Genomic DNA, 25,671 nt, shown 5'->3' on the forward strand with positions numbered 1-25,671 from the left:
GGTATTCACCTGCGAGCGAGGGGAATCGCAGCGGCTATCGCTTGTTCAGCTGGCCCGCGTCGACGGGAACTACCGAGCCGGTGACGTAGCGGGCATCGTCGGAGACCAGCCAGGTGATGGCATTGGAGACATCGAGTGGTTCCACCAGGTCGACGGGCATCGCGTTGGAGAGCGCGTGGGCCAGTGCGGGGTTGCGTTCCATGATCGCCGCGAGATTCCCGTCACGGGCCATCGGCGTACGAACGGCGGTCGGGGCGACGCTGTTCACACGGATGTTGTGCGGTGCGAGGTAGTTGGCCCACGACCGCATCAGTCCGATGACACCGTGTTTGGCTGCTGTATAGCCGAGGAACCCTGCCGTCGGGATGCCGACACCGATCAGGCCACCCGTGGAGCTGGTCAGCACGATCGATCCTCCCCTTCCTCGTTCGACCATCGACGGGATCGCGACGCGACCGGTGTTCCAGACACCGGTCAGGTTGACGCCGATGACCTCGTCCCACTCCTGCTCGTCCGGCGCGACCGCTCCTCCTGCCCCGATCCCGGCGTTGGCCAACACGATGTCGACCGGGCCGAGCGCCGCTGCGCCTTCCTCGAATACCTGCCTCAGCTGGGTTACGTCGCGGACGTCGGCCCGCCGGGCGATGATGCGCCGACCCAGCTTCTCGACTTCTTCGACAGTCTGTGCGAGTTCGTCGACGGTGCCCATCGGGTACTGCACCGTCTCCAACTGGGCACAGATGTCCACGGCGATGACATCGGCGCCTTCCCGCGCCAGCCGGATCGCATGACTACGTCCCTGGCCGCGCGCGGCACCGGTGATGAAAGCGACCTTGCCCTCCAGCTTTCCCATTCTCTCTCCCTGAAGATTGTGAAATACGTTGTTATGACCGCTCTACTACTTCAGGTCGCCGAGGGTCTTGCCGACATCGGCCAGGGTTGTTGCCGAGCCGTACGCACCGGTGTAGCGGTACGGGGGCACGTCACAGCGGTACAGGCCGCGGTCGGGTTTGAAATCGGCCTGCTTCCACCCTTCTGGGGTCGCCTGCATGACGTTGAAGCAGTCCGGTGCCGCGTCCTTGTCCGAGAGATCGCGTGCGGTGTGCAATCCGCCACCGGTCCAGGCGGTTTCCTTGGCGGCGGCCTCGAGCACGCACCTGCGAGTCAACTCATCACCGCAACTGGCGGCGGCCTTGGCGAACAGCAGCCAGGAGGACAGGGCTCGTACGGAGCCCAGGGCGAGTTCGGCGCCGGGTGCGTATTTCGCATACATGTCGTGCACCTGTCTCATCGCGGTCGAGGCAGCGGATGCCTCGACCGGGACCGCGCCGGTCAGATCGACGACGTTGTTCTGCATGCCCACCGACTGCGCCGCCGCGTGGAGGAACTGCGGGTTGTAGGAGTTGTTGGTCGGGTCGATCCAATCGAGTTCGTAGTTCATACCGGTCAAGACGTCCTCGAGCTTTCCCAGCTGTCGGAAGTCGCCGTAGAACACCAATCCCCTGACGTTCTTGTTCTTGATGGCCTGCGCGTATGGGGTCCAGTCCGAGACACCCGAGGCGGGGTACAGCTCGCTGTAGGTCACCGTCCCTCCGGCGGCCTTGATCGCCTCGACCGCTTTGTCGCCGAGCACCTTGGTCACCGGCGAGTCACCGTTGATGATGCCGATCGCGCCGGCTGATTCGGGGTACGCCTCGTTCAGCAGCCATTTCCGGAAACCGAAATAGGGCTCGTAGTGCGCGTATGTACTGGTCAGAGCGCTGACCTGCAAATCGGACTGCAAGTTCTGCGATTGCGAGACCTGTGCGGGGAACTCAGGCAACAGGCACGCGAGACGGTCCTTGACTCCGAGCCCGTCCAGCGCCGCGCCGCCACCGACGAGCGCAAAATCCTCCCGACAGGCATCGAGCATCCGTGGGCGAACCTCCAGCAGATTACTGTCTCGAACCTCGAACACCACCTTCCTACCGTTGATGCCACCGGCCGCATTGCACCACGAGGTGAAAACCTTTGCCGCATCGACGAACTCGGGTTGCTTGGTGAACCCCACATCACTGAAGACGCCGACCTCGATCTCTGTGGCCGTTACGCCTTGGGTCGGAGCTCCGGTTGCCGTTCCGCCATGGCAGATGCCGGACAAGTCGCCGAAGTCTCCCGAGGTCGCGACCTGGGCCGGGGCGGTTTCCTCTCCGGTTTCGCTGCGCCCGCATCCGGCGGCCAACAGCGCCATCGCCACGACGGCGACGACTTTTCGTTGCGATTTCACATTTCTCCTCAACTGGACCTCGTTGACCAGCCGGCGACCGTGTCGTCATCCAACTGCGCCTGCGGGGGGCCGTGGCGTGGCTACCCCACGACGATGGCGTGCTCCGGGCAGGCGTCCACCGCGTCGATGGCCGCCTCCTCGTTTTCGTTCTGCACCTCTGGGTTTCGCGCCTGGGCGTAGCCGTCGTCGTTGAGTTCGAAGACTGCGGGGCACAGCGCCACGCAGACGCCGTGGCCGCGGCAGCGGTCGGAGTCGACGGAAACCTTCATCGGAGACCACCGATCACCACGCCGGTATTCGCCGCGGGTACCGGCATCCGGGGGCGCAGTGGCTCGGCCGAATTCATTTCGCCCGGGTGTAGGTGATGTTGAGGTCGCGCAGACCACGCAACAGGAACGTCGGTTCGTAGCTGTAGCTCCGGTGACCGGAAGGGCCGTGCGCGCTCTCGTCGATCGCGATGTCGCGCAGACGGTCGAGCATCCGGTTGAGGGTGACCTGACCTTCGGTGCGGGCCAGCGGCGCTCCGGCGCAGGTGTGAATGCCGCGCCCGAAGGCGATGTGCTCGCGGGCGTTGCGGCGGTCGATCCGGAATTCGTCGGGATTCTCGAATTTGCGGGGGTCGCGGTTGGCGGCACCGATGCACAGCATCAGCACTGTGCCGGCGGGAATATCGACCCCGCCCAGTCGGGTGGTCTTGCGCGCCAGTCGGAAGTCGACTTTGGTCGGGCTTTCGATGCGCAGCGATTCTTCGATGAACGAACCGACCAGGCTGCGGTCCTCGCGCACGAGTTGCTGGAGATCTGGTTGTTCGGCGAGTACCCGCACGGCCGAGCTGAGCAGTTTGGTGACTGTTTCCTGTCCCGCGGCGAACAGGAAGGTCGCCGGTCGCACGATATCGATGACCTCGGGTACCGATCCATCCGGGTAGTTCGTGGACGCGAGCACCCCGAGGATGTCTGGGCGCGGCCTGGCTCGACGGTCGGCGATGTACTCGCTGAAGGTGTCTTCCAGCCACTGCAGCGGGTTGGAGCCCACCGGTTCGTGGTCCAGTGCCCCCACTCTGCTGCCGGGATCCTTGTGGCTGGCCAGGCGATCGCGGAACTCGTCACGATCGGACTCGGGGACACCGAGCAGATCAGCGATGACCAGAGTGGCGAAGGGCTTGGCGTAGTCGTCGAGGAATTCACACCGGCCGCCCGCGACTATTTCATCGAATTGGCGATCGGCCAACCGCCACATGTAGTCCTCGTTCTCCTTGAGCCGTTTCGGTGTCAGCAGTCGGCTCAACAAGGTGCGGGTGCGGGTGTGCTCGGGCGGATCCATGGTGACCATGTGCTCGAAGATCGGGAACTGATGCCGGTGCGCCTCGATCTGCACGCTGATGTCGTCTCCCTCGGGGACGAACGGCAGCGGAGGGAACGGCCCGCCGACCGAGACACAGGCCGAGAACGCGTCGGTGTTGCGGAACGCCTCATTGGCTTCCTGGTATCCGGTGACGGCCACGACACCGTAATTGGGTTCACGGAAGACCGGATTCCGACTGCGTAGATAGTGCAGATATTCGTACGGGTCCTGCGCGACCGATGCATCGGAGAAGTAGTCGACAGACGCCAAGTCGGTCATTGTCAGCCTTTCAAAACAGGGGCGGCAGCCACCGGCCCGGGCGATTCGCCCATCGGCCGATCGATCGGATGGTTGGTTGGGGTTGATGGGCCACCGAAGGAAGGCGGCTTCAGCCGAATTTATCGATCGATCAAACATTTTCGATTGAGTATGACTACCACTCGCTCCCGAGTGCGGTCAAGACCATCGGACCTCACGCAAGATCGACGAGGACGTCCCGCCTACCACGGCGAACTGTCGAATGCGATCGCAATAAGCCGGTACTAGCTGCTAGGACATAGCATCTTCGGCAGCGGGTCGACCATGTCGATATCGACGACTCGACATCGGCGGACCGGCGATCCTCGACAGATCCCGGCGCCGATCAACCGTTGACAGCGCGGCGTCTCGATGTCACATTTGATCGTCCGATCAGTATTTGATCGAGGACAGTCATCGAGGACAGACATTGGGCCGCCCGAGTGGTCCATCTGCGAGGAACGGGGTTTTCATGGTTGGGCGAGTCGAAGGCAAGGTTGCCTTCATCACCGGCGCTGCACGTGGTCAGGGACGCAGCCACGCACTGCGACTGGCGCAGGAGGGCGCCGACATCATCGCCATCGACGTGTGCAAGCCCGTCAGTGGCACCGATCTGATACCCGCCTCCACCCCGGACGACCTGGCCGACACCGTCGAGCAGGTGAAGCGTCTCGGCAGGCGAATCATCGCCACCGAGGCCGACGTTCGCGACTTCGACGCGGTGAAAGCCGCGGTGGACAACGGTGTCGAGCAGTTGGGCCGCTTGGACATCATCGTGGCAAACGCGGGCATCGGCAACGGCGGGCAGACCCTGGACCAGCTCGATGAGCAGGACTGGGACGTCATGATCGACATCAACCTTTCCGGCGTGTGGAAGACCGTGAAAGCCGCTGTGCCCCACCTGTTGTCGCAGGGCAAAGGCGGATCCATCATCTTGACGAGTTCGGTCGGCGGGCTGAAGGCCTACCCGAACACCGGTCACTACATCGCCGCCAAGCACGGCGTGGTCGGTCTGATGCGGACCTTCGCGGTCGAATTGGGACAGCACTCGATCCGGGTCAACTCGGTGCATCCGACCAACGTCAACACCCCGATGTTCATGAACGAGGGAACGATGAAGATGTTCCGTCCGGATCTGGAGAATCCGGGCGTGGAGGACTTCCGGCCCGTCGCCCAATTCATGCACGTGTTGCCCGTGGGCTGGGTCGAGCCGGTGGACATCAGCAACGCCGTACTGTTCCTGGCCTCCGACGAAGCCCGCTACATCACCGGTCTTCCCTTGACTGTCGATGCGGGCAGCACCCTGAAATAGAGTCCCGGCCCGACACTTCCGCTCGGCTGACGCGCCGGGCGGAGTATCCGACAGCGGGCATGCCTCGGGCAGAGAAAGTTCATTACTACCAGTCGATATCGGAGAAGAATCGTGCGTGTAGGTTTTATCGGTCTCGGCAGCCAGGGCGCTCCCATGGCACGGCGGATAGTCGAGGCCGGGCACCCGACCACGCTGTGGGCGCGTCGCCCCGAAACGCTGGCCGCCTTCGCCGATACCGAAGCGGCAGTGGCGCAATCCCCGGCGGTCCTCGCGGCGGCGAGCGATCTGGTCTGCCTGTGTGTGGTCGGCGATTCCGACATCACACAGGTTGTCGAGGGGGCCGAAGGCGTGCTGAGCGGATTGGCGCCGAACAGCGTTATCGCGGTACACAGCACGGTCCATCCCGATACCTGCCGAGAAATCGCGAAAGTTGCTGCGGACAAGGGTGTTCAGGTCATCGACGCGCCGGTGAGCGGGGGCGGTCGAGCTGCCGCGGCAGGTCGACTGCTGGTGATGGTCGGAGGCGAGAGCGACACTGTGGAACGGTGCAGGCCGGTCTTCGATTCCTACGCCGGGCGAGTCGTGCATCTGGGGGACTTGGGCGCCGGTCAGGTCGCCAAGCTTCTCAACAATCTGCTGTTCACCGCGAACCTCGCCACCGCGGCCACGACATTCGCACTCGGCAAGGAATTGGGCATCGACCCCCGACGACTCGGCGAGATCTTGTCCGAAGGCACCGCGAACAGTTTCGCGCTGAGCACGATCGCTCCGTTGGGCGGAAGCCTCGAGATCCTGGCCGCCCACGCCAGCGGTCTGCTGCGAAAAGATGTCGGGCTCATCGGCGATCTCGCCGCCCGCGCCGCGGCACAGCGCGGCGCGGTCATCACCGCCGCCGAGGCGGCGTTGGCATTGATGGAGTCTCTGCGCTGAGGGTTGTGGCGAATCGGTCGCCACCGGCCGATCGGGCATCAGACGGTCACAGGGGCCAGATCGCGCATACCCTGCGGTCGGGAAAGCGCAGTGCGGCTACGGAAGAGCTCGGATGGTTCGGTGGGTGCGGACCGAGCACCCGCGGCCGAAAGCGCGGTCTGTTTGAACATACGCGCGGCCGTGCTGAGCCGGTGCCGCACCGGAATCAAGCGCTCTTCCAGGTCATAGGGAACCCCGTCGCCCCACATCGTCACTTCATCGATGAGTCTGTAGTCGAAGACCTCGGCGATTCCGTCGCGGACACGGGCGTCGGCGCGGTACAGCTGCGAATCGACGGCGATCGCCTGCGGCAGGGGGATGCGAATCGGTGACGCCAACGCGGACTCCAAGTCCACGACGTGCGCCCCGAGGATCTCCAGTGCGCGCCGATCGTCGGTTTCGTCGACCAGGACGACGACCTCCCAGCCCGCCATCGCCCTGTCGAACAGCCAGCCGCCGGCATGGGTGACCACGGCGGCGACCCCCGATGCGGCAACGACCAAACGATGTCCGGTACGAAACCTTCTCGCCTGCGCAGCGGCCAGGGCCAACGGGTGCGACTGACGCGCGAGATCGTGCCGTCGATGGTGACGGTTCATCCGGTACTCACTTCCCATCATTCACTCGATCGACCGGCAGCGCGCTTCCTGTGCACAGTGATGACTGCGCACAGGAAGCGGTGCGGCCGAAGACCTCATCGGTTGTGCGAGCGTCAGCCCATGCCGATCCGAATGTTCTTCACCTGTAGGAATTCATTCAGGCCGTCGAGGCCGCCGGTGCGGCCGAAGCCGCTCTGTTTGTAGCCGCCGTAGGGCCCTTGGGGCGAGATGTCGCTGATCTGGTTGATCCAGATCGACCCAGCTTCCAGTTGCCGTGAGACGCGGTGGGCGCGAGTGAGGTTGGTGGTCTGGACGAAGGCGTTCAGACCGTAGGGGCTGTCGTTGGCGATCCGGATCGCGTCGGCCTCGTCGGTGAACTTCATGACCGAGACCACCGGCCCGAAGGTTTCGTCGCGTGCCAGCGCCGAGTGGTTGTCGACGTCGGCGAAGACCGTGGGTTCGATGTAGTAGCCATCGGCCAGATCACCACCGATCCGTCCACCGCCGGTGAGTAGTTCGCCCGCGCGGGTGGCGACGGCGTCATCGATCACGCCCAGGATGCGGTCGGCATCGGTCTGGCTCACCACCGGACCGAAGACGACGCTCGGGTCGAAGGGATCACCGACCCTCGCGGCTTCGACGGTCGCGACGAATTTCTCCAGGAAGGCGTCGTAGACGGATTCTTGGACCAGGATGCGGCTCGCGCAGGCACAGCTCTGCCCGGATTGGACGATGGGGCCCTGGTAGGCCGACAGCTGCGCGGCGGCATCGAGGTCCGCGTCGGCGAATACGATGTTGGCGGACTTGCCGCCGAGTTCGGCGACCACGGGAGTGAGGTTCTGCGCGGCGGCGGTCAGGATCTTGCGCGCGGTCTCTCCTCCGCCGGTGAAGTGGATCTTGCTGATCCCGCGGTGCCGGACGAGCGCGTCGCCGCCCTCGGTGCGTGCCGGCACCACATTCACCAAACCCGCGGGCAATCCCACCTCGGCGCACAACTCACCGAAGCGCGATGCCGCGAAAGGTGCCAGCACGGACGGTTTGAAGACCACGGCGTTGCCGGCGGCCAACGCGGGTACCACGCAGGCCGCGGCGACGACCATAGAACCGTTCCACGGGGCGATGACGCCGACGACACCGTAGGGTTCGCGTTCGATCAGATCGAGATCGAACGACCCTGCCACCGGACTGCTGAGACCGTGCGGCTTGTCGACATATCCCGCGAAGTGCCGCAGAAAGCGTTCGACCAGCACGGTATTGATCGCCAGGGATACGGGGACGCCGTAATCATGGACGTTGAGCTGGGAGAATTCGCCCATGTGGTCGCGCACCGCATCGGCGAGATCGATCAGCAGGTCACGACGGCGGTCGGCGGTGAACGACATCCATTCCCGCTGGGCGTGTTTACCGGACTCGACCGCCAGGTCGATCTCCTCGGCGCCGGCCAGCTGAATCGTCCCGTTCGAGCGGCCGGTGCCGGGAAAAATATGCTCGTGGGTGCCGCCGGAGGATCGTCCGATCCGGTCGCCGCCGATGAACAGGCCGCCCGGCAGCGACTGTGCGGGCTGATGGTTGTCAGTGGTGGAGGCCACGTCTGCTCCTAGTAGGTCGTTCCGGCTTCGGCACGCCACTCCTGGAGGACGCGGGCCTTCTGCTCACTGATCACCTGACTCAGGTATGACGCCTTCGGCAGTCCGGAGTAGGCGCCGAACTGCAAGGCCAGTTCGTCCATTTCCTCGAAGGAGATGTCGCGGCTCTTCAGCGCGGCGTAGACGTGGGACAGGATCGGCAGCGGCGCGTCCTGAAATCCCACGCAGGCCACCGTGATCAATCGGCGAGCCCGCATGCTCAGTCCCGGCCGAACCCACATCTCGCCGAAGACGAAATTGAGGATGCCCGCCCCCTGGTAGGGGTTGTCCCGGTCCGGGGCGAACGGCATGCAGTTGACCTCTTTGAAGGTCGCCGTGCCCTGCACCAGGCGCTCCTCGGGGTCACTCGGCGTGACCAGCGGCAGCAGGGGTTCGGGAGCGGGCGTCGGCAGATCACGCTCGCGATGGATCCGCTCCCACTGCGTGTCGACGATGATGTTGAACCGTGACGCTTTCGGCCATCCCGCGTAGACGGCGAAATGCAGGACGGTTTCCCGCATTTCGGTGATCGCGATGTCACCACTGCGCAAAGCGGCATACACGTGCTCGACCAGGGGCTGCTCGGCGTCGGAGTCGGCCACGCACGACAACGTGATGAACCGACGGTCGCGGCGGCTCAGCACCGGTCGAGTCCATACTTCGGCGAAGACGAAGTCGATCAGACCGTTGGTCGCCGTCGGGCTCGGATCCGCCGGCGGTTCGAAGGTCATGACGTCGGTGAACTCGCGTCGGCCTCGTTCCGCGCGCTGCGCGGCATCCGCCGCGGCGGTATCGGTGGTTCCCATATCCTTCGCTTTCATTTGAGCGTCACACCGGCGTCGACCTTGAACTCCATCCCGGTGACATGCCGGGCTTCGTCGGATATCAGGTAGAGCACGGCGTTGCTGATGTCGATGGCCTCGGTCATCACGACCGGCAGCGCGTTGCCGAACAGCGGCGCCAGATCCGGGCGCACCTGTGAGAGCAGTCCGAACAGCGATTCCGGCGACATGCCGGTCGGCACCCCGGTCGGATGCACGGTATTGACCCGAACACTGTGCGCGGCAAGCTCATTGGCCAGCGCACGACTCAACCCGACGACGCCGTGTTTGGACGCGGTGTAGGGGGTGTGCAGCGGTGTGCCTTTCAGACCCGCCGCCGAACTGATGTTGACGATGCTGCCACCATGATCGACCAGATACGGAAGCGCGGCGGCGCAGGTATTCCAGGTGCCGATGAGATTGACATCGACGACCGTGCGCCATTGTTGAGACGTCGTCATATCCCAGGTCGCGGCGGTCAGTACCCCAGCGTTGGACACGACCGCGTCCAGCCCGCCGAGCTGGGCGACCCCGTCGTCGACGGCGCTGCTCAGCGCCTCGGCGTCACGGATGTCGACCACCGCGGTAATCGCACGGCGACCGTAGTTCTCCACCAGCCGCGCTGTTTCGGCGAGATCGTCCGGCGTAGCGAGCGGGTACTCGAGTTCCGGGAGCGACCGGCAGATATCGATCAGGATGACATCGGCGCCCTCGTCGGCGAGCCGCACGGCGTGGCTGCGGCCCATTCCGCGGGCGGCGCCGGTGATCAGGACGCGTTTGCCCGCCGCACGTCCCGGCGGTCGCGTGTGCTCGGTCATCGCGTCCTCACAGCTTGTTGGTGAAGCCGGCGTCGACGGGCAGGGTCACGCCGGTGATGTATCTGCCTTCGTCCGAGGCGAGGAAGGCGATCGCCGCGCTGATGTCCTGGGGCTCGAGCATCGCGACGGGCATCGGGTTCATCAGGTGCGGACCGCCGTCGGGGTTGTTGGCCGCCCATTCCATCATCTGGGGATTGACCGCCATCATGGTGTTCACCGCCGTCGGGTGCACGGTGTTGACGCGAATACTGTGTGATGCCAAGCCATTTGCCAGACACCGCATGATTCCCACGATGCCGTGCTTGGACGCGGCGTAGCCGAGTCCGCCGCCATCCATGCCGCCCATACCCACAAGACCGGCGGTGGAACTGGTGAACACGATGGAACCGCCACGGCCACCCGCGATCAGGTGCGGGATGGCAGCGCGAGCGGTGTGGAACGCGCCGGACATGTTCACACCGACTACATCGGCCCACTGCTCGAGTTCGGTCTCGATCGGGACCTCTTCCAGCGACAACGGTGCGATGCCCGCGTTCGCGCATACGATGTCCAGACGCCCGAGCTCGGCCACGCCCGCGTTCAACGCGTCGCGGAGCGCGAGAAAGTCCCGCACGTCCGCGACCGCGCCGATCATGCGGCGTCCCTGTGCCTCGACGAGCGCGATCGTTTCCTCGAGCTCCTCCCGGCTAGCCATGGGATAGCTGTTGGACGCGATATCCGTGCAGATGTCCACGCCGATGATGTCGGCGCCCTCACTGGCCAGCCGGACCGCGTGACTGCGGCCCTGCCCTCGCGCCACTCCGGTGATGAAGGCGACTTTGCCGTCCAACGAACCCATCAATCCTCGCTTCGGTGCCGAGTAGATTCGCGTCGCCCCGGTTGCTTCACGAGGAGAACGCGACCATATTTGAACGCAAATCTGCGCTTGAACTGTGGTATCTTGGATACCACTCAGGGAGAGTAGCAGTTCGACTGCCGGGAGGGAAGGAGTCGGAAGGATTGACTGAACGCTACGACGCGGTCATGGAATCGGCCGTCGGGGAGGGTGAGCAGCGCATTCGCGAAACAGTCATCGACATCCTCGAGACCGAGGGCTACGACGCGGTGCAGGTACGGGTGGTCGCCCGGCGCGCTCGTGTGTCGCTGGCCAAGATATACAAGCTCTACAGCACGCGAGACGAACTCATCCTCGCCGCGCTGGACTGGTGGATGAAGGAGAACCGCTACGCGGGACTACCCACATCCAGCCCGAGCCCTGGAGACTCCCTCCACATCGCCCTCATGCGAGTGCTACGCCCGATCTTCGAACCCTGGGAGCGCCACCCCGGTTTGCTCGTCGCCTACTTCCGCGCGCGATCCTCCACGGGCGGGGAAACCTTGGTCAGCCACGGACTCGACGCAGTCGTCCCCGCCGCGATGGCGGTACTGGTCGATATCGACGCCGAATTCATCCAGGACCTGGACACAATCCTCACCAGCCTGGTCTACGGACTTCTCGGCCGCGTCGCACGCGGAGAAATCGCGGCGACGGCGATCGTGCCCGCCGTCGACCGCGCCGTGTACTGGTTGACCACCGGCTACGAAGCAACGCATGGACCTCGATAGCGCCGAAGGATCGCCCCGACCCGACCGACTCCATCCTCGTCCCCGAGCTGTCGCGTGACCGCACCGACAGCGATTCGTTCACTATCAGAGCCTGGATACACCACTAATATTTGATCGTTTGATCAATGTTAGGGTGGTCCATGGACTCTGTTGGATGTCATGCCCGCACGAGGGCGTCGAAACCCGGCGCCGGCGCCGGCTCGAACGACTGTGTCGGTTCGGCGTGACCGACCAGCGCGCCCCGAAGGGCGCCAAGGCGGACACACGCCAGCGCCTCATGGAGGCGACCGCCGAGATCATGCGCACCGAGGGGTACGCGGCCGTGACTACCCGACGGGTGGCCGCGGAGGTGGGAGTGCGCTCGGCGCTGTTGTACTACTACTTTCCGACGATGGAAGACCTACTCGTCGCGGTGATGCGAAACGGCGCGGAACTCTCCCTTGCTCGCATGCGTCAAGCGATCACCGATGACGATCCATTGCGGGCATTATGGCTGATCAACACCGATACTCGGTACACGGCACTCAACACCGAGTTCATGGCCTTGGCCAACCATCGCAAGATGATCGCCGACGAACTCAAGTCCTACGCCGAGCGGGTCCGCGACATCGAGACCACCGCGGTCACTCTCGTGATGCGCGCTCACGGGCTGGACCTGCAACGGTTCCCGCCGGTCGTGATGTCCATCCTGCTCACCGGAGCGGCGCGCATCATCTGCAACGAGGGAGCGGTGGGGATGCGGCAGGGACACGAGGAGTTGCGCGCCTTCATGGAAGGCATGATCGCGCGGTTCCGCCTGTCCCCACCTCTCACCGAACCCAGCGACGAACCGGCCGTGTGACCGTTGACACGACCACGAGGATATGTGAAGGTTTGATCGATCGATCAGTGCTAGTTGATCGGGAGTGCGAGTGTCTGTGCGTGCCATCGGATCGAACGAGGTATTTCATGAGTGGGCGAGTTGACGGCAAGGTTGCTTTGGTCACGGGCGCGGCACGGGGACAAGGACGCAGCCATGCGGTGCGCTTGGCCCGCGAAGGCGCGGACGTGATCGCGATCGATATCTGCGCACCGGTCAGCGGAACCGGTGGCGACATTCCACCCTCCACGCCGACGGATCTGGCCGCTACCGCCGAGCTGGTGAAGCAGCAAGGCAGGCGCGTAGTGACCGCTCAGGTCGATATCCGTAACAGTGACGCACTCCTGCGCGAGGTGGACAACGCCGTGGAGCAGTTGGGTCGACTCGATATCGTCGTGGCGAACGCGGGTATCGGCAATGGCGGTGAGGTACCGGACGGGCCCAGCGGGCGGAACGGGGCGAATCGGATCGATCTCGCCGTGTCGGGTGTTTGGAAGACCGTGAAAGCCGTTGTCCCCCATCTTCTGTCGACTGGGCGGGGGACCATCGTCTTGACCAATCCACTCGATGGGCTCAGCACCGACCCCTACATCGCGTCCACACCGGGCGTGATCAGGATGATGCGTAGTTTCGCTATCGAGTTGGCGCCTCATTCCATCCGCTGCAATTCGATTCACCCGGCCGATGCCGGCGCGCCGATTTTCGCGGATGACGCTGTGCCGAAGTCCCGTTTGAATCCGGACGATCCGGACTCCGCGGACCTCGAAGCAGTCGCACGAACGACGAACAGAATGCGCGTCGGTTTGGGCGGTCTACCCGACATCAACGACGTCGTCGCGTTCCTGGCATCCGACGAATCCGCTTACGTCACAGGCATTCCCCTGAATGTCGACGCCAGCAGCCTGCTCGCCTGACACGTTCCCGTGTGGCATAGATAATGAAGGATTCCGATCTGATATGGCCCGAATCGAGCCCCTGCCCTTGGCCGAGTGGCCGAAAACAATGCGCGGCGCGTTGGCGGCCATGGTTCCGCCGGAACCTCGATATCCGCAGCCGATCCAGGAGAACCGCCCGGCGGCCCGAAACATACTCGGCACCTTCGCACACCATCCCGCCCTCGCCCGCGCGTTCTTCACCTTCAACGGCCATGTGCTCCGAGCGACCACTCTCAGCGAGCGCCAACGCGAAATGATCGTGCTGCGCGTCGCAGCCGTGCGTTCATCCAATTACGAATGGGCACAACATCTTTGTATGGCACATGACGCCGGCCTCACCGATGAGGAGATCGCGCGCGTAGCCTTCGGCCCCCAGGCGCCGTTCTGGAGCGATCAGGACGCCGCGCTGTTGCGGTCCGTCGATGACCTCATCATCGACGGCGTCATCGGTCCGAGCACCTGGCACAGCCTGCGCGCCGACTTCGATACCCAGCAGCTGCTCGACCTCATCTACACGGTCACCGCCTACGACGGGCTCGCACGGATGTCGCGGTCTTTCGAACTCGATCTGGACGACGACCTCCGCCCGCCACGCGGTGGGCCGAGTGAGCAGCGGGCCCAGTAGTCGGGCGCCGATTTCGCGCACAAGAACCGGGCGCCCTCGCCCACTCACCGGTAGGCGTCGGGCGCGCGGTTGCGCGAGTAGGTGCTGAATCTAGGCGTCGAACAGCAATTCCTCGATCCGCGTGGCACAGAACGCGGTCACATCGATCTCCGCCGGAAGTCGCAGCCGGTGGGCCATGCGCAGCAGCGGGATGCTGAGCAGGACGGCCGCGAGTATCTCGTTGTAGCGCAGGTTGCGGACTTTCATCCCGCTGCGTTCCTCGTAGCGTGCGATGGTTTCCTCCCGGGTGGGCGTGCCAGGAAGTCGTTCGACGCCTTGGTGTTGCGAACACGCCCAGTCCAGGAACAGCATCCAGGCGAGGTCGGCCTCGTGGTCGCCGATGTAGGTGATCTCCCAGTCGAGGACACCGTTGACCCGGAATTCCCTGTCGTAGAGGATGTTCGACATGCGGGCGTCGCCCCAGCACAGGGTGAGGTGTTCGGGTTCGTAGAGGTTGGCGCGCAACCATTTCGTCGCGCGGCGCAGGGCGGGAGGCTGCGCGTCCGAGGCCCAGGCCAGCGCGGATTCGATGTAGCCGATGAGCTGTTCGAGCGGGGCTGCGCCGAACTGGGGGAAGGTCAGGAAGTTCAGGTTCAGCGCACGCCAGTCGAGTTGATGGATCTCGGCGATGGTGTCGACGCAGCCCCACCACATCTGGGCCCGCTGCGCCGGTTCGGCGTCGAAGTACAGCCCGGCCGAGTGATAGGACGGCAGATCGCCGGGAGCGCTGCCCTCGATGCGGTCCATCACGAAGTACGGGCTGCCGAGCGCGGTGTCATCTCGGTCGAGCCAGCGGACGGCGGGAACGGCGATGGGGGTATCGGCGAGACGTCGCATGACCAGCACCTGTCGTAGCAGGTCGTAATCGGGAAACAACGCCACCTCGGGGGGCCTGCGCAGCACCAGCGATACCGTGGCGGCCTCGTGCGCGAGGTCGAACAGGAACGTTTCGGTGGCCAAGCCGCGCGGGCTGGCCGTCCAATTCCGTATCTCGGCCGACTCTGCGCCGGGGAATATGGTGCGCAGCACGGGGTCCGCCGCGAGCGGCAGATCCTCTGCGGTGGGACGTTCGGTCATCAGTAGCCCTCGTACCCGTAGCGGGCGTTGCGACCCATGAACACCATCTCCACCAGCCCGTAGCCGATCTTTCCGTCGCTGTCGACCTTGCAGAAGGTCTCGGTCAGCATGCTGACCTGACGCAGTTCGTCGGTATCGCCGAGATCGACGGTGAACCCGTCGCTGTAGGACGGGCCCTTCCAGATGCCCGACGCGTAGCCGCGATACATGTCGTAACCGGCCAGCCCCGGCCAGAAATCCGAGAGCGGCGTGACGGTGAAGGATCGGGTGGTGCCGTCGGCGGCGTTCGCGGTGAACGTCCCGCCGGACACGATCCGGAAGTCCTCACGGAACTCGAGGTCGTGGGTGACGCCGACGATCGGCACGGTCGCCGCCGCGGCCTCGATGGGCTGCTGGATGGAACCTTCGAAATGCCAACGCTGTCCGTCGGCGGTCTCGCGCTGCGCGAAATGCGCCAACTCGTCGTCGAACTGGAAGATTCCCATGAAGTACAGGACCCCGTCGGGGATCTCCGAGGGTTGCAGACCGCCGCCCTCGCCGAGGCTGCCACCGCCGCCGCCGTGCCGAGTGCCCCACGAGTGGTCGCGGCCGAACCACCAGGTGCCGGGATCGATCTCGATGCGTTCACCGTCCACCTCGAGCCAGCCGGAGACAGCGCCGTTCTGGTAGTAGCGGCGGGCATCCTCGCGGACCCGGCCCCGGGTGCGAAAGAACGCGGGTTCCTGTTCGTAGGCGGGGAACCGGCCACGGAAGTCGAGGTGCAGGCGCAGGCCGTGGTCGTTGTCGCCGAGGGTGGCGCGTACCCCGCGCAGCGGTTCGGTGATCTCGTAGCGGTAGGGGCCGACCTGCCACGCGCCGAGATCGTCGTAGTTGCCGCCGATCTCGCGCGAGAGCCGAACCACGTGGGCCTTGCCGTCGACGGTCACCATGGCGTAGGCGTCCATGACGTTGCGGTTGGGGTAGCGAGCCATGCCGGTCATCACGCTCACCCGGCCGGTGGTGTCGAAACCGTAGAGCACGATGCGCTCGGTCCAGCGCAGATCGCTCTGGGCGACGTGGTCGAAGGTGGTGGGCAGTTGGTGGCAGAGCAGTTCGTCCTGCGGAGTCAGCATCGATATTCCTTCGGGGAGAGAAAGTAGAACGCGTTTCAAGTTAGCCCAATTTGAATACGCGATGAAGCGTTTTTCAAAAAACGCGATGTCGGCTACGCTCGGCCCACGTCGAAGGAGGTTTGATCGGTGACCGAACAGAGCGAGGTCCGACAGGGGCCGGGCCGCCCGCGCGACCCACAACTGGACGAGCAGGTACTGCGGGCCACCCAGGAACTGTTGGTGGAACAGGGTTTCCAGGCCACCACCATCCAGGGGGTCGCGCGGCGGGCGGGGGTGGTAGCCACCTCGATCTACCGCCGTTGGCCCAACAAGATCCACCTCGTGGAGGACGCGATCTTCGCACTCGACACCGGCGCCGTCCCACCCCCGACCGGCGATATTCGCGAGGATCTGCTCGCCTGGACACAGTTGTTCTTCGCCGCCGCCACCCATCCCGCGGCCCGTTCGGGCATCCCGGGCCTGCTCTCGGCCTACCACGACGACGAGCAGAGCTACCGACGACTGCGAGAACGCGGCGAAGACCTCGCCCGGGCCGCTCTGCGCGTGACGCTCGACGCGGCGATCGAGTCCGGTCAGGCCGCCCCCGGCTGCGATCCCGACGTGATCTTCGAATTCCTGCGCGGCGCAACGCTGCTGCGCGCCCTGACCCGCGGCGACGAGGACGGCGAGCGTTTCTGCCGCCGGACCGCCGCGGCGCTGGTCACACTGGCCACCGACCACGAGAGTTCGACATGAGAACCCCTTACCGACGCCTGCTTCTCGCCGCCGCGGCTGTGCTGCTGGTTCCCTCGGCGATCAGCGACGCGCAACCCGACTCTCCCGGTGTCGTCCTGGAAAACCGCGACATCGCCGATACCGCCGTCACCCGTGCCGACTGCGCGGGCGACTCGCTGCCCGAGCCCGGCCTACAGGGCGACGTGCCCGCCGCCGAGCGCGACAGCGGCCGCAGCACCCAGGGCTACCGCTGCAACATCAGCCGCGGCGGCGGCTACGCGGGCCGCGGCGCCGGGATCACCTCGACGCAATTCGAGCACTGTGTCTACCTCGGCAGCTTCTTCCCCGGCACCCTGCTCGGTCCCGCGCAGGGTGTGCAGGTGATCGACGTCGCCGATCCAGCGAACCCGGTACTCACCACCACGCTCACCGAACCCGCCATGCTGGCGGGAACCTGGGAGAGTCTCAAGGTCAACGCCACACGAAAGTTGCTGGTCGGCACCGGAGTTCCGGCGATGACCGGAGCCGGGCTGATCTCGGTCTACGACATCTCCGACTGCGCGCACCCGCGCCTGCTGAACCCGGGCCCCGGCACCGACCCGAGCCTGCCGGTCCCGATCACGGCACACGAAGGCGGCTTCTCCCCCGACGGCCGCACCTATTGGGCCTCGGGCGTCATCCCCGGCATCGTCAGCGCCGTCGACCTGACCGATCCGGCCGATCCCCGCGTGATCTGGCAGGGCATGCCGGGCCAGTCCATGCACGGGATGGGGCTGCGCGCCGACGGCAACCGCCTGTACCTGGCCGACAATATGGGCGGGCTGACGATCCTCGACACCTCCGCGGTGCAGCGCCGCGACCCCGACCCGCAGGTGCCGATCATCGCCCAGCTGACCTGGACCGACGGCTGGGCGACCCAGCAGAATGTCCCCGTCACCTACCACGGCGTGCCCTACCTGTTCAGCGCCGACGAGGCCGGATCCGGCGGTGTCAAACTCATCGATATCTCCGATGACACACATCCGCGCGTGGTGAACTCGATCAAGTTGGAGATCAACCTGCAGCGCCACCGTGACAGCGCGCTCGCCTCCGGGATGGGCGGGTCGATCTTCGCCTACGACGCGCACTACTGCTCGGCCGACCGACCGGTGAACCCCACCGCGCTGGCGTGCGGCTGGATCTCCTCCGGTATCCGCGTGTTCGACGTGCGCGATCCTTTCCGGGTACGCGAGATCGCCTACTACAACCCGCCCGCGCGCACCGGCCACAACAGCGAACTGTGGAACTCCCCGCACGCCTTGGCCTCGATCATCGGCGTGCCCTTGCTCAGCGCACCGTCGGTGCTGCAGGCCGTCGAGGCGGGTGTTCTCGATCCCGAGCAGGTACAGAGCTCACGCACCGGCGATGTCGCCTTCGGCGACCTGTCCACCGACTGGTGTTTCTCCGCCCCCGAGTGGCGCGGCGACCAACTGTGGACCGCCTGCGCCGACAACGGCCTGCTCACCCTGCGGTTGTCCCCCGACGTGTACACCCCGCCCGCCGACCAGCACTCGACGGTCGGCTCATGAGCCGGCGGGCGCTGCTCGGCGCCGCCGCCGCGTCGGTCCTGTTCCTGCTGGTGCTCGGCGCGGCCATGCGACCGCTCGTCGTGCCCGAGACCGCCGCTCCCACAACGGTATTGACTCCGACCGAGGTCGGCTTCGCGCAGGATATGACCGGTCACCATCAGCAGGCACTGATCCTGGTCGAGCGCCTCGCCGCCGACGTCGACCCCACCGTGCGGCGACTGGCCGACCAGATCGCCGATGCCCAGCGCATGGAGATCGGCATGATGCTCGGCTGGCTACGGCTGGCCGGGGCGACGCCGACCAACCCGCACCCCATGGCGTGGATGCCCACCGGTCACCACACCGCCGCATCGACGACCATGCCCGGCATGGCCACCCGCGCCGACCTCGACGCCCTCACCCGAGTTCGCGGCGCCGAAGCCGAAGCGATGTTCCTGCGCCTGATGTACCGCCATCACCAGGGCGGAATCGCCATGGCCCAGGCGTTCGACCAGCTGTCCACCGGTGGCCCGGTCGAACATGCCGCGCGCGACATGATCAGCACGCAGAGCCAGGAGTCCGGGGTCATCGGCCTGCTGATCACCCGGCACGGCGCGACGGACTGAGCGCCAACCGAACGCCGACAACTCAGCGGTGCGCGATCAGCTCGCGGATCATCGAGCGGACCTCGCCGACTGCGGGGACCGAGGCGAATTCGGCCGACTCGTGCAGGAAGTCCGACAGCCGGGCGGCTGTGCGGCCGATCGGTCGTCCGCACCGCGACACCGCGAAACCGACCTGTTCGGCGGCGTATTCGGGCTCGCCGAGCATCAACTGGAGGCGTGCCGAGGAGATTCCCGCCATCGCCGGTGTCACGAAATCCTGCGGCAGCGGTATCGAATCTTCGAAGGCGATGCGGGCCAGATCGGGGCGGGTCGCGATGAGGTGACGGTAGCTGTTGCCGAGTAGCCGCGACTGTTGCCCCGGCCCCGGCCAGTCCCGACGCGGTCCGAGGATCATGCCCACGGTGGCCGCGGTGAGACTGCGGTCGGCGGCCGTATCACCGGCCGCGGTCTCGGCGGCTTCGCGACGGCATTCGGCGGCGACGACGATCGCGCGCTGGAAAGCGGCACGTTCACCGAGAATGCCCTGCGCATAGGTTTCCAGCTCGGCCAGGGCGACTCTCAGCAGGGGCGTCGCGGTGCGCCGCGCCAGATACTGGGCGAGCTGGGCCACCTCCAGCCCTTCCACGGGCCTGCCGTTGTCGAGGAGCTGCCAGGTCGACGCGGTGAGGATCGCGGCGGTCAGCACCGTGTCGCCTGCCGCGTGAGCCAGCCGGGCGGCGACCACCGAATACCGGCGCGCGGCGGTGATGTCCTCGACGTCCCAGCTCATGGCGGCCGCGATATCGGCCAGCTCCGCGCCGACCCGCAGGGCGCGTCCATGCCTGCCTGCGGCCGAAAGCTGCTGTAAACGAGGCAGATTCGCCGTCAGCCAGGCCACGACCGCGCGGTGCGGCGCGGGTCCGTCGCCCCATTGCCTGCCACGCGCCCAGGTCACCAGGTGCTCGGCGGCCGCCTGCTCCGCCGCGGCGAATGTGGCGTTGTCACCGCGCGCGTGCGCGACGGGCGGCAACAGCAGCGACCGCAGTTGTCCGGGCAGATCGTCGAGCTCGCTGACCGACTCCGCGGTCAGCCGGACGCGCAGATGATCCAACGACGTGTGCAAGGCCGACTCGTAGGCGGTCACGTGCTCGGCCCGCACCACCCGGGCCCCCGTCTCCAGCTGGCCCAGATACGGCTTCGAATAGTTCGTTCGCGCGGCCATGCCCTGCAGGCTGATCCCCGCGGCCGTTCGCGCGACACGCAGCGCCGAGCCGACCTCGCTCATACGAGGTCCGCGGCGGTGCGGGTCGACTCGTTCATCACCCTCGAGAATACGTCGCCGGTAGTCCCTGTCGTCGGGTGTCTGCAACTGTCTGCAAGACGGCTCGGCGCGGCTCGCGCGCCTATTCACCGCCCTATCGTCCGAGACCGTGAGCAACAGAACTGTCCTGCCCGATCGGCGGCGGCGTCGTAACAGCGCCCGCGTCACGCTGACCTCCGTCGCGCTGCTCGTCGCCGCGTCGACCGCAGTGACAGCCGCTGCGGCGGCGCCGTCCTACCAGCCCGCCGCTCCGGTCGAAGCCGCCTACTACGCGCCGGGCCCCTGGGCGGTGGCCGAGCGAACCGGCGTCGACTGCTGCACCTCGACCGGCGAGGGATACGACATCTGGTATCCGGCCGACCTCGGGGCGGGCGGCGTCGTCCACCCGGTCATCACCTGGGGCAACGGCACCGCGGCACACCCTCGCCACTACGCGTACCTGCTGTCGCACCTCGCGTCGTGGGGATTCGTGGTCATCGCCGCCGACCGGACCGACACCGGTACCGGCATTCAGATGCTCGACGCCGAGCGGTATCTGGCCCGACAGAACAGCGACCCGAACAGCGTCTTCGGCGGCAAGATCGATACCGGCTCGGTCGGTGCGATGGGCCATTCGCAAGGTGGCCTCGGCGCGTTCAACGCGCTGGCGCGTGGAGGCGGCGCCGTCGGTACCGCGGTGACACTCGAGATGCCGCTGTCGGCGGTCTGTCCGTCGCTGCCGTCCGTCGACGGCCACAGCGCCTGCATCGACCCCGCCGCAGTGACCTCGGGCTCGGTACTGCTGGTCAACGGTTCGGCCGATGGCGTCTCCCCGGCGACGCAGTCGCTCTCACCCGATCTGATCGGTATGCAGTCGACGCGGGCGTACTACGACGCGCTGCCCGCCGACCTGCCCAAAGCCCGCGCCACGCTGGTTGGCGCCCAGCACAACGACATCCAGGGCCAACCGGAGTGCACCAACTACAGCTGCACCGAAGGCGTCGACCGCTACCTCGGCTATCTGACCGCCTGGTTCATGGACAGGCTACGAGGCGATTCGACCGCCCGACAAGCGTTCCTGGCCGAGACCGGCGAACTGCTGCGCAACCCCCACTGGTCCGAACAGGCCAGCACCATCACCCGCTGATCGACAGAAGGCTGCTTTTCGTGGAAGACCGTATCGAGCAATTACTCGCCGAGCTGGACCTGGAGGGCAAGCTGGCGCTGATCTCCGGCGCGAGCCTGTTCCGAATGGCCGGTGACCCCGCGATCGGGCTGGCCGAGATGCCCGTGTCGGACGGGCCGTCCGGTGTGCGCGGCGAGAACTGGGACGAGAGCGATCCCTCGGTGAGCCTGCCCTCGGGCACCGCGCTCGCCTCGACCTGGGACCCGACGCTCCTCGATGACATCGGCGCCCTGATCGCCGCCGAAGCCCGCCGCAAGAACGTCTACGCGGTGCTCGGCCCGACCATGAACCTGCATCGTTCTCCGCTGGGCGGCAGGCATTTCGAGTGTTTCTCCGAGGACCCGCTGCTCACCGCCGAGATGGCCGGCGCCTATGTGCGGGCTGTGCAGGCGCACGGGGTGAGCGCATGCCCGAAACACTACGTGGCCAACGATTCCGAGACCGACCGCTTCACCGTCGACGTCCATGTCGATGACCGCGCGTTGCACGAGGTGTACCTGTACCCGTTCGAGCGGACCGTCGAGGCGGGTGCCTGGATGCTGATGGACGCCTACAACGCCGTCAACGGCATCACCATGACCGAGAACCCTCTCCTCGACAAACCACTCAAGGGCGCCTGGGGATTCGACGGTGTCGTGGTCTCGGACTGGACCGCCGTACGCACCACCGAAAGCGCGGCCATGGGCACCGATCTGTGCATGCCCGGCCCGCCGTACCTGTGGGGCGAGCCGCTGGCCGAGAAGATCCGCTCCGGCGAGATCGCCGAATCGGCCATCGATGACAAGGTGCGCCGCATCCTCCGGTTCGCGATCCGCGTCGGCGCCTTGGACGGGACCGCGCGGCCGACACCGGCTTTCAGCGACGCGCAGGCGCAGGACCTGGTGCGTCGAGTCGCCGCGCAGGCGATGGTCCTGGTGCGCAACGACGGTGTGCTGCCGCTCGCGCCGCGCACCGACCTCGCCGTGCTCGGCCCGTCGGCCAGCGAACCACGCTTCCTCGGCGGCGGCAGCGCGACCGTGATCCCCGGCCACACCACCACCCCGGTGGAAGGGCTGACCGGTCGCCTGCCGCTGACCCACACCGCGGGCGTGCACCTGTCCGAGGATCTGGTCCCCGCTCCACTGGCGATCATGACCGACCCCGAGACCGGCGAACCAGGGCTGTCCGCGCGCTACCTGGCCGGCGACACCGTGCTCGGCACACAGCATCGGACCAGCAGCCGACTGGTCCTGCTCGGCGAACCACTGGCCGCGGGATCGGACACGGTCGAGTTGCGTACCCGGCTGCGCGCCGACACCGCCGGTGACTGGCAGATCGGTTTCGGCGGCGTCGGCCACATCCGGCTCGACATCGACGGTGAGACCGTGCTGGACGAGAACGTCGCCCTGGAATCCGGTGATCCGGCGGCGGCGCTGCTCAACCCACCCCAACGTCGGGTGACCCGCACGCTCGCCCTCGGCGAGGAAGTCGATGTGCTGGTCGTGACCAGCATCGAGGCGGCGATGCCCGGCCTCGGCATCATCCTCGGTGCGACACTCGGTATCCGGCGTCCCCAGCGCGCCGACGACGAGGAGTTCGCCGCAGCGGTCGAGCTGGCGCGGGCGGCCTCGGTGGCTGTTGTCGTGGTCGGCACGACCGAACAGATCGAGAGCGAAGGAGTCGACCGCACCTCGCTGCGATTGCCAGGTCGCCAGGACGAACTCGTCACCGCCGTCGCCGCGGTGAATCCGCGCACCGTGGTCGTCGTCAATTCCGGTGCGCCGGTGGAAATGCCGTGGCGCGACGACGTCGCCGCCGTGCTGCTGGCCTGGTTCCCCGGCCAGGAGTTCGGTGCGGCGCTGGCCGATATCCTCACCGGCGTAGTCGAACCGGGCGGTCGACTGCCGACCACCTGGCCCAAGACCATGGCCGATGTCCCGGTCGTGAACACCATCCCCGTCGACGGTGTCCTCGACTACACCGAGAGCATCCACATCGGTTATCGCGCATGGTTGCGCGCGGGTATCGAACCGGCCTACCCGTTCGGCCACGGTCTCGGCTACACCACATGGGCGACAAGCGATCTCGTCGTCACCGGGCGCGAGCTGACCCTCACCGTCACCAACACCGGCGACCGCCCCGGCAAGCAGGTCGTCCAGGCCTACCTGTCGCGTCCGGACAGTGGCATCGACCGTCCGGTGCGCTGGCTGGCCGGTTTCAGCACCGTCACCTCGGCCCCGGGTGAATCCCGCACGGTCACCATCGCCCTGCCCGCACGCGCTTTCCAACATCGGGGAATCACCGGCTGGGAAACCGAGCCGGGCGAGTTCACCGTGCAGGTAGGAACTTCGGTCAGCGACCTCCCCCACACCGCCCGCATCTGCTGATTCTCCCTCGACCATCTCGAACGCGGTTCCCGAACAACGGAGCGTTGCCATGTCCACCAGTACCTCCCCACTCGACAACGACACCGGTCGCCTCGACGGCGCCTCGCGGACAAGGATTTTCACGGTGCTGGCGGTGATCGTGCTGTTCTCCGAGATCGCCCCGATGCAGTACACGATCGTCGCGGCCGCACTACAGAAGATCGCGCCGACCTTCCCCGGCGTCGGAGCGAATATCAACTGGGCGATCATCGTTTTCGGGTTGATCGGCGCGGCCGCGTCTCCGTTGATCGGCAAGATGAGTGACGTGTGGGGCAAGAAGCGGATGTTCCTCATCTGCGGCGCCCTGTTCGTCATCGGCTGTGTGCTCGACGCGACGACATCGAACTGGGGCGTGTTCCTGTTCGGCCGATGCCTGCAGGCCACCGCGATCGCCACCGCGGTCATCGCCTACGGCCTGATCCGAGACCTGCTGCCGCGCACCATGGTTCCGCTCGGCCTCGGCATCACCGCGACCGGCCTCGGCGTCTCCTCCATCGCGGGGCCGCTGCTCGGCGGTTTCCTCGTCGACAACTACAGCTGGCGGGCGATCTTCTGGTGCCTGGCCGGATTCACCGTGCTGATGTTCCCGCTGGTCTGGCTGATCGTGCCCGAATCCGAGCTCCGGGTCACCGAGCGGATCGACCTCGGCGGCGCCGCACTGCTGTCCGGCGGCGCCGCACTGACGCTGATCTATGTGGACAAGGGCCACGATTGGGGCTGGGCCAGGCCGACAACATTGGCATGGCTGATCGCGGGACTCTCACTGCTCGTGTTGTTCGTCGTGGTGGAGAAGCGGGTCTCGACGCCGATCATGGATATGACATTGCTGTTCCACCCGCGCGTCACGTTGGTTCTGGCAGGCGCACTGTTCGCCTCGTTGCAGATCGGCATCGTCTCCTACGCCATCGCGTACATGGCCCAGAGCCCCGATGAGGCGACGGTCACCGCGGGCGTACACCATGGCGTCCTCGCCGATGTCTCGGCGCTGACCGGTCAGCCGCTGCCGCCCGAAGCGGTCCAGGTCACCCTCGATCCGGGGTACACCTACGGCAGCGGCTACACCCTGCTGGAATTCGCGGTGCGGATCGCGTTGCTCGGTGCGGTGGTCACGATGATCTGCGGTGCGCTCGCCGGTCTGCTCGCAGGGCGCATCGGCGCACGGATCCCGCTGATCGCCGCCTTGTCCATCTTCGCGGCCTCGGGCGTCGCCTTCGCGGTGCTGCCCCACACGACCACCGCGTTCCTGGTGGTGAATTCCTTCCTCAGCATCGGGTTCGGCTTCTACTACGCGTGCATGCCGATCCTCATGGTCGAGGCGGTCCCGCAGGAGCAACAGGGCATCAGCCTCGGCATGCTCGGGGTGATGCAGTCGATGGGCGTCGCTGTCGGCCTCGCCATCGTCACCGCGTTCCTGCACGCCAACGGAATGCGAGCACTGATCAGCGTCGGCGGCGAGCCGACGCCGCCGACACCGCTGCCCGACCTCTTCGGCGACCACGGCTACGAACTCGGCTTCTGGGTCTGCGCCGCCGCGTCCACCGTCGCGCTGGTCCTGGCCGGGATCATGCGGCACGGCCGCACCCCGGCCACCGGCGGTATCGCGCACTGACG

At 66.2% G+C, this 25,671-nt stretch carries 24 protein-coding genes; 12 read left to right on the top strand and 12 right to left on the bottom strand.

Going from position 1 to position 25,671, the window contains the following annotated elements; translation table 11 throughout:
- Positions 1 to 34: 34 nt before the first annotated feature.
- The 4 genes from ABZS43_RS11795 to ABZS43_RS11810 form a co-directional block, all read right to left on the bottom strand.
- On the bottom strand, positions 35 to 853 hold the full coding sequence (locus ABZS43_RS11795; protein ID WP_355035825.1) for a mycofactocin-coupled SDR family oxidoreductase: 819 nt from the start codon (positions 851 to 853) through the stop codon (positions 35 to 37).
- Between the two features lie 45 nt (positions 854 to 898).
- Entirely contained in the window at positions 899 to 2,266 is a 1,368-nt protein-coding gene (locus tag ABZS43_RS11800; protein WP_355035826.1) for an ABC transporter substrate-binding protein, read from the bottom strand.
- Between the two features lie 80 nt (positions 2,267 to 2,346).
- On the bottom strand, positions 2,347 to 2,535 hold the full coding sequence (locus ABZS43_RS11805) for a ferredoxin (RefSeq protein ID WP_355035827.1): 189 nt from the start codon (positions 2,533 to 2,535) through the stop codon (positions 2,347 to 2,349).
- A gap of 73 nt (positions 2,536 to 2,608) precedes the next feature.
- Positions 2,609 to 3,889 carry a cytochrome P450 gene (locus ABZS43_RS11810; RefSeq protein WP_355035828.1) on the bottom strand — a complete coding sequence of 427 codons (1,281 nt, stop codon included), beginning with the start codon at positions 3,887 to 3,889 and terminating at the stop codon, positions 2,609 to 2,611.
- Positions 3,890 to 4,379: 490 nt separating this feature from the next.
- On the opposite strand from ABZS43_RS11810, the gene ABZS43_RS11815 reads away from it, so the two are divergent.
- Both ABZS43_RS11815 and ABZS43_RS11820 read left to right on the top strand, forming a co-directional pair.
- The gene (locus ABZS43_RS11815) at positions 4,380 to 5,219 is read left to right on the top strand and encodes a mycofactocin-coupled SDR family oxidoreductase (protein WP_355035829.1); all 840 of its coding nucleotides are present in this window, start codon (positions 4,380 to 4,382) and stop codon (positions 5,217 to 5,219) included.
- A 111-nt stretch (positions 5,220 to 5,330) separates the two neighbouring features.
- Positions 5,331 to 6,149 (top strand): NAD(P)-dependent oxidoreductase, encoded by an 819-nt coding sequence (locus tag ABZS43_RS11820; RefSeq protein ID WP_355035830.1) that lies wholly within the window; start codon positions 5,331 to 5,333, stop codon positions 6,147 to 6,149.
- A gap of 38 nt (positions 6,150 to 6,187) precedes the next feature.
- On the opposite strand, the gene ABZS43_RS11825 is transcribed toward ABZS43_RS11820, so the two are convergent.
- From ABZS43_RS11825 to ABZS43_RS11845, 5 genes are all read right to left on the bottom strand, one after another.
- Complete coding sequence (locus ABZS43_RS11825) at positions 6,188 to 6,661, bottom strand: hypothetical protein (RefSeq protein ID WP_355035831.1); 474 nt, start codon at positions 6,659 to 6,661, stop codon at positions 6,188 to 6,190.
- A gap of 239 nt (positions 6,662 to 6,900) precedes the next feature.
- The gene (locus ABZS43_RS11830; RefSeq protein WP_355035832.1) at positions 6,901 to 8,376 is read right to left on the bottom strand and encodes an aldehyde dehydrogenase family protein; all 1,476 of its coding nucleotides are present in this window, start codon (positions 8,374 to 8,376) and stop codon (positions 6,901 to 6,903) included.
- A gap of 8 nt (positions 8,377 to 8,384) precedes the next feature.
- Positions 8,385 to 9,218, bottom strand: a complete 834-nt coding sequence (locus ABZS43_RS11835; protein WP_355035833.1) for a carboxymuconolactone decarboxylase family protein — start codon at positions 9,216 to 9,218, stop codon at positions 8,385 to 8,387.
- Between the two features lie 11 nt (positions 9,219 to 9,229).
- Positions 9,230 to 10,051 carry a mycofactocin-coupled SDR family oxidoreductase gene (locus ABZS43_RS11840; RefSeq protein WP_355035834.1) on the bottom strand — a complete coding sequence of 274 codons (822 nt, stop codon included), beginning with the start codon at positions 10,049 to 10,051 and terminating at the stop codon, positions 9,230 to 9,232.
- 7 nt (positions 10,052 to 10,058) lie between these two features.
- Positions 10,059 to 10,889 (bottom strand): mycofactocin-coupled SDR family oxidoreductase, encoded by an 831-nt coding sequence (locus ABZS43_RS11845; protein ID WP_355035835.1) that lies wholly within the window; start codon positions 10,887 to 10,889, stop codon positions 10,059 to 10,061.
- 185 nt (positions 10,890 to 11,074) lie between these two features.
- On the opposite strand from ABZS43_RS11845, the gene ABZS43_RS11850 reads away from it, so the two are divergent.
- The 4 genes from ABZS43_RS11850 to ABZS43_RS11865 all read left to right on the top strand — a co-directional run bounded on the left by ABZS43_RS11850 (position 11,075) and on the right by ABZS43_RS11865 (position 14,075).
- The gene (locus ABZS43_RS11850) at positions 11,075 to 11,656 is read left to right on the top strand and encodes a TetR family transcriptional regulator (RefSeq protein WP_355035975.1); all 582 of its coding nucleotides are present in this window, start codon (positions 11,075 to 11,077) and stop codon (positions 11,654 to 11,656) included.
- Positions 11,657 to 11,933: 277 nt separating this feature from the next.
- Positions 11,934 to 12,497 (top strand): helix-turn-helix domain-containing protein, encoded by a 564-nt coding sequence (locus ABZS43_RS11855; protein ID WP_355035976.1) that lies wholly within the window; start codon positions 11,934 to 11,936, stop codon positions 12,495 to 12,497.
- A gap of 107 nt (positions 12,498 to 12,604) precedes the next feature.
- Positions 12,605 to 13,429 carry an SDR family NAD(P)-dependent oxidoreductase gene (locus tag ABZS43_RS11860; protein ID WP_355035836.1) on the top strand — a complete coding sequence of 275 codons (825 nt, stop codon included), beginning with the start codon at positions 12,605 to 12,607 and terminating at the stop codon, positions 13,427 to 13,429.
- A gap of 43 nt (positions 13,430 to 13,472) precedes the next feature.
- On the top strand, positions 13,473 to 14,075 hold the full coding sequence (locus ABZS43_RS11865) for a carboxymuconolactone decarboxylase family protein (RefSeq protein ID WP_355035837.1): 603 nt from the start codon (positions 13,473 to 13,475) through the stop codon (positions 14,073 to 14,075).
- 90 nt (positions 14,076 to 14,165) lie between these two features.
- Here the strand turns inward: ABZS43_RS11865 and ABZS43_RS11870 are convergent, their stop codons facing one another.
- Together ABZS43_RS11870 and ABZS43_RS11875 are read right to left on the bottom strand one after the other, a co-directional pair.
- Complete coding sequence (locus ABZS43_RS11870) at positions 14,166 to 15,191, bottom strand: phosphotransferase family protein (RefSeq protein WP_355035838.1); 1,026 nt, start codon at positions 15,189 to 15,191, stop codon at positions 14,166 to 14,168.
- The gene (locus ABZS43_RS11875; protein ID WP_355035839.1) at positions 15,191 to 16,303 is read right to left on the bottom strand and encodes a hypothetical protein; all 1,113 of its coding nucleotides are present in this window, start codon (positions 16,301 to 16,303) and stop codon (positions 15,191 to 15,193) included. The genes ABZS43_RS11870 and ABZS43_RS11875 overlap by 1 nt, the downstream gene beginning before the upstream one ends.
- A gap of 126 nt (positions 16,304 to 16,429) precedes the next feature.
- On the opposite strand from ABZS43_RS11875, the gene ABZS43_RS11880 reads away from it, so the two are divergent.
- From ABZS43_RS11880 to ABZS43_RS11890, 3 genes are read left to right on the top strand one after another with little or no spacing between them, the layout of a single operon-like run.
- Positions 16,430 to 17,038, top strand: coding sequence for a TetR/AcrR family transcriptional regulator (locus ABZS43_RS11880; RefSeq protein WP_355035840.1), 609 nt, complete (start codon positions 16,430 to 16,432; stop codon positions 17,036 to 17,038).
- Positions 17,035 to 18,585: a hypothetical protein gene (locus ABZS43_RS11885; RefSeq protein WP_355035841.1), complete on the top strand. Its 1,551-nt coding sequence runs from the start codon at positions 17,035 to 17,037 to the stop codon at positions 18,583 to 18,585. Before ABZS43_RS11880 ends, ABZS43_RS11885 begins: the two co-directional genes overlap by 4 nt.
- A complete protein-coding gene (locus ABZS43_RS11890; protein ID WP_355035842.1) occupies positions 18,582 to 19,190 on the top strand; it encodes a DUF305 domain-containing protein in 609 nt (202 codons plus the stop codon). Before ABZS43_RS11885 ends, ABZS43_RS11890 begins: the two co-directional genes overlap by 4 nt.
- 22 nt (positions 19,191 to 19,212) lie before the next feature.
- Here the strand turns inward: ABZS43_RS11890 and ABZS43_RS11895 are convergent, their stop codons facing one another.
- Positions 19,213 to 20,454, bottom strand: a complete 1,242-nt coding sequence (locus tag ABZS43_RS11895) for a helix-turn-helix transcriptional regulator (RefSeq protein ID WP_355035843.1) — start codon at positions 20,452 to 20,454, stop codon at positions 19,213 to 19,215.
- 145 nt (positions 20,455 to 20,599) lie between these two features.
- Between ABZS43_RS11895 and ABZS43_RS11900 the strand changes: the two genes are divergently transcribed.
- Genes ABZS43_RS11900 through ABZS43_RS11910 form a run of 3 tightly spaced genes read left to right on the top strand, consistent with a single transcriptional unit; the run spans position 20,600 to position 25,669 of the window.
- Positions 20,600 to 21,616 carry a hypothetical protein gene (locus ABZS43_RS11900; protein ID WP_355035844.1) on the top strand — a complete coding sequence of 339 codons (1,017 nt, stop codon included), beginning with the start codon at positions 20,600 to 20,602 and terminating at the stop codon, positions 21,614 to 21,616.
- Between the two features lie 20 nt (positions 21,617 to 21,636).
- Positions 21,637 to 24,021: a glycoside hydrolase family 3 C-terminal domain-containing protein gene (locus ABZS43_RS11905; RefSeq protein WP_355035845.1), complete on the top strand. Its 2,385-nt coding sequence runs from the start codon at positions 21,637 to 21,639 to the stop codon at positions 24,019 to 24,021.
- 49 nt (positions 24,022 to 24,070) lie between these two features.
- Positions 24,071 to 25,669, top strand: coding sequence for an MFS transporter (locus ABZS43_RS11910; RefSeq protein ID WP_355035846.1), 1,599 nt, complete (start codon positions 24,071 to 24,073; stop codon positions 25,667 to 25,669).
- The last annotated feature ends 2 nt before the right edge of the window (positions 25,670 to 25,671 follow it).

The sequence above is a fragment of the Nocardia sp. NPDC005366 genome (genome assembly GCF_040606855.1).
In the GTDB taxonomy this organism is placed as follows: domain Bacteria; phylum Actinomycetota; class Actinomycetes; order Mycobacteriales; family Mycobacteriaceae; genus Nocardia.